The following is a 2,568-nucleotide window of genomic DNA, read 5'->3' as shown; positions in this document are numbered from 1 at the left end:
GCGAGGGCGTCCTCGGCCGCGTCACGCTCGGTGTCCGCGACCTCCTCCGGCTCCCCGCCCGACTCGGCCCCGGGCGTCCCGCTCAGCTTGCCCTCGGTGGCCTGGAGGACGGCCGCGATCCACTGCCGGAGGGCGTCCTCGGGTTGTTCCCCCTCGAAGTCCGCGAGCGGCCGCCCCGCCGCGACGGCGACGACCGTCGGGACCGCCCGTGCCTGGAACGCCTGCGCGATCCCCGGTGCTGCGTCCACGTCGACGACCGCGTGCACCCACTGACCACCCGCCTCCTCGGCCAGTGAGGAGAGCAGGGTGGTCAGTACCGTGGGCGCCCGCCGGGACATGAGCTCGACGACGACCGGGACCTGCGTCGAGCGGACCAGGACCTCCTGCTCGAACGTGGCCTCGTCGACCTCGACGAGCGTCACCGGACCGGAGCCGGGCCCGGTTCCGCGGGCGGCGGTGGCGGGGTCCCGCTTCGCCTCCGCCCGTTTCTTCAACCCCGAGAGATCGACGGCGCCGGCGAGGGACGCCGCGAGCTTCTGCTCGGAGGCGGACGGGGGTCGGTTACCTGGTCTCGTCACGCCTTCGATCCTGCCACGGCCGGTCCGATCGGGTGTCAGCTGGTCGCGGGCACGCGGATCAACAGGGCGTCACCCTGTCCGCCGCCGCCGCAGAGGGCCGCCGCCCCGAGGCCACCGCCGCGGCGGGCCAGCTCCAGTGCGAGGGTCAGGACGACGCGGTTGCCCGACACCCCGATCGGGTGCCCGATCGAGATGGCGCCACCGTTGACGTTGACGTTGTCGGGGTTCACGCCCAGGACCTTGGTCGAGTGCAGACCGACCGAGGCGAAGGCCTCGTTGAACTCGAACAGGTCGATGGAGTCGACCTCGACGTCCGAACGACGACAGGCGTCGAGGACCGCGTCGGCGGGCTGGTGCTGCAGGGTCGAGTCCGGGCCGGCGACGGTGCCGTAGCCGACGATCTCGGCCAGCACCGGCCACCCCTCGGCCTCCGCACGGGCGGCGGTGGTGACGATGACGGCGGAGGCGCCGTCGGAGATCTGGGAGGAGGATCCCGCGGTGATGGTCCCGTCCTTCGCGAACGCGGGCCTGAGCTTGCCCATCGACTCGGCGGTCGACTCGGCGCGAACACCCTCGTCGGTCTCCACGACCGTGTCGCCCTTGCGGCCCTTCACCGTCACGGGGACCACCTCGTCCGCGAACCGACCCTCGGCCCACGCGGCCGCGGCGCGCTGGTGGGAGACGGCCGCGAACTCGTCCTGGTGCTCGCGGGTGATCTCCAACTCGGCGTTGCGCGCTTCGGTGAGCGCGCCCATCGGCTGGTCGGTGGGCACGTCGTGCAGGCCGTCGTAGGCCATGTGGTCCAGGACCTCGATGGAGCCGTACTTGTACCCGGCACGGCTCTTGGGCAGCAGGTGGGGCGCCTGGGACATCGACTCCTGGCCGCCCGCCACGACGACCTCGGAGTATCCGGCGCGGATCGCCTGGTCCGCCAGCGCGATGGCCGTCAGGCCGGACAGGCACATCTTGTTGATGCTCAGCGCGTCCACCCGCTGGGGGATACCGGCGGCCAGCGACGCCTGACGCGCGGGCATCTGCCCGTTCCCGGCGGACAGCACCTGACCCATGATCACCTGATCGACGGCCTCGGCGGGCACGCCGCCGCGCTCGAGAGCCCCGCGGATGGCGATCCCGCCCAGTTCGGGGGCGGACAGGGAGGACAGACCGCCCTGGAGACGGCCGAACGGGGTGCGGGCCCCGGAGACGATGACGGTGCGGGTGGAGTCGGCGGACATTGCGGACCTTCCATTCGAGGGGCTGTACGTGTACACGCCAAACTACCGTCTGCCGTCACCGACTACCGTGGTCCCCATGACCACTACCCCAGCCGGCCAGCCCCTGCTCCCCGCCGAACTCGTCGTGGCGATCGACCACGTCGGAGTGGCGGTTCCCGACTTCGACGCCGCCGTGTCCTGGTACCGGGACAACCTCGGGATGGAGAACCTCCACGAGGAGGTCAACGAGGAGCAGGGAGTACGTGAGGCCATGCTGGGGTCGCCCGGCCGACCGGACGGAAGCGCCCTCCTCCAGGTGCTCGCCCCACTCGACGAGTCGTCGACCATCGCCAAGTACCTGGATCGCAACGGCCCGGGCATCCAGCAGATGGCGGTCAGGGTGACCGACATCGAGGCCATCACCGAGCACCTCACCGGACGCGGTGTGCGGGTGCTGTACCCGGAACCGAAGAGAGGCACGGCGGGTTCACGGATCAACTTCGTGCACCCCAAGGACGCCGGGGGCGTGCTCCTGGAACTGGTCGAGCCGGCCGCCGGGTCGCACTAGGGTCCGGGCGGGGCCTCCCCGCTAGGGTGGGGCCATGTCGAGCACACACATGCCCACCACGGGCGCCGACCCCTTCGCGGTGGTCCGCAAGGGCTTCGACCGCGAGCAGGTGACCTCCACCCTCACGCGCCTGGAGGCCGAGGTCGAGCTCCTCCGCGCCGACCGCGACGCCGCCGTCGAGCGGGCCGAACGGGCTGCCGCCGAGGCG

At 71.9% G+C, this 2,568-nt stretch carries 3 protein-coding genes; 1 reads left to right on the top strand and 2 read right to left on the bottom strand.

Annotation, left to right across the window (positions count from 1 at the left end):
- The coding region (locus G6017_RS14250; RefSeq protein ID WP_347238018.1) for a thioredoxin domain-containing protein at positions 1 to 578 on the bottom strand (578 nt) is incomplete at its 3' end.
- A gap of 35 nt (positions 579 to 613) precedes the next feature.
- Positions 614 to 1,813, bottom strand: a complete 1,200-nt coding sequence (locus G6017_RS14245) for an acetyl-CoA C-acetyltransferase (protein WP_182617949.1) — start codon at positions 1,811 to 1,813, stop codon at positions 614 to 616.
- A 76-nt stretch (positions 1,814 to 1,889) separates the two neighbouring features.
- Between G6017_RS14245 and mce the strand changes: the two genes are divergently transcribed.
- Positions 1,890 to 2,360, top strand: a complete 471-nt coding sequence (gene mce / locus G6017_RS14240) for a methylmalonyl-CoA epimerase (RefSeq protein WP_179525547.1) — start codon at positions 1,890 to 1,892, stop codon at positions 2,358 to 2,360.
- Positions 2,361 to 2,568: the final 208 nt, after the last annotated feature.

Origin of the sequence: Dietzia sp. B44, assembly GCF_014145245.1 — a bacterium.
Taxonomy (GTDB): domain Bacteria; phylum Actinomycetota; class Actinomycetes; order Mycobacteriales; family Mycobacteriaceae; genus Dietzia; species Dietzia natronolimnaea.
Note: the sequence above shows the minus strand (reverse complement) of the source record. Positions and strands in the feature narration are given on the sequence as shown.

Bases quoted from the DNA above. Each gene is read 5' to 3' on its own strand.
- G6017_RS14245 (WP_182617949.1), bottom strand. From the start codon at position 1,813: ATGTCCGCCGACTCCACCCGCACCGTCATCGTCTCCGGGGCCCGCACC.
- mce (WP_179525547.1), top strand. From the start codon at position 1,890: ATGACCACTACCCCAGCCGGCCAGCCCCTGCTCCCCGCCGAACTCGTC.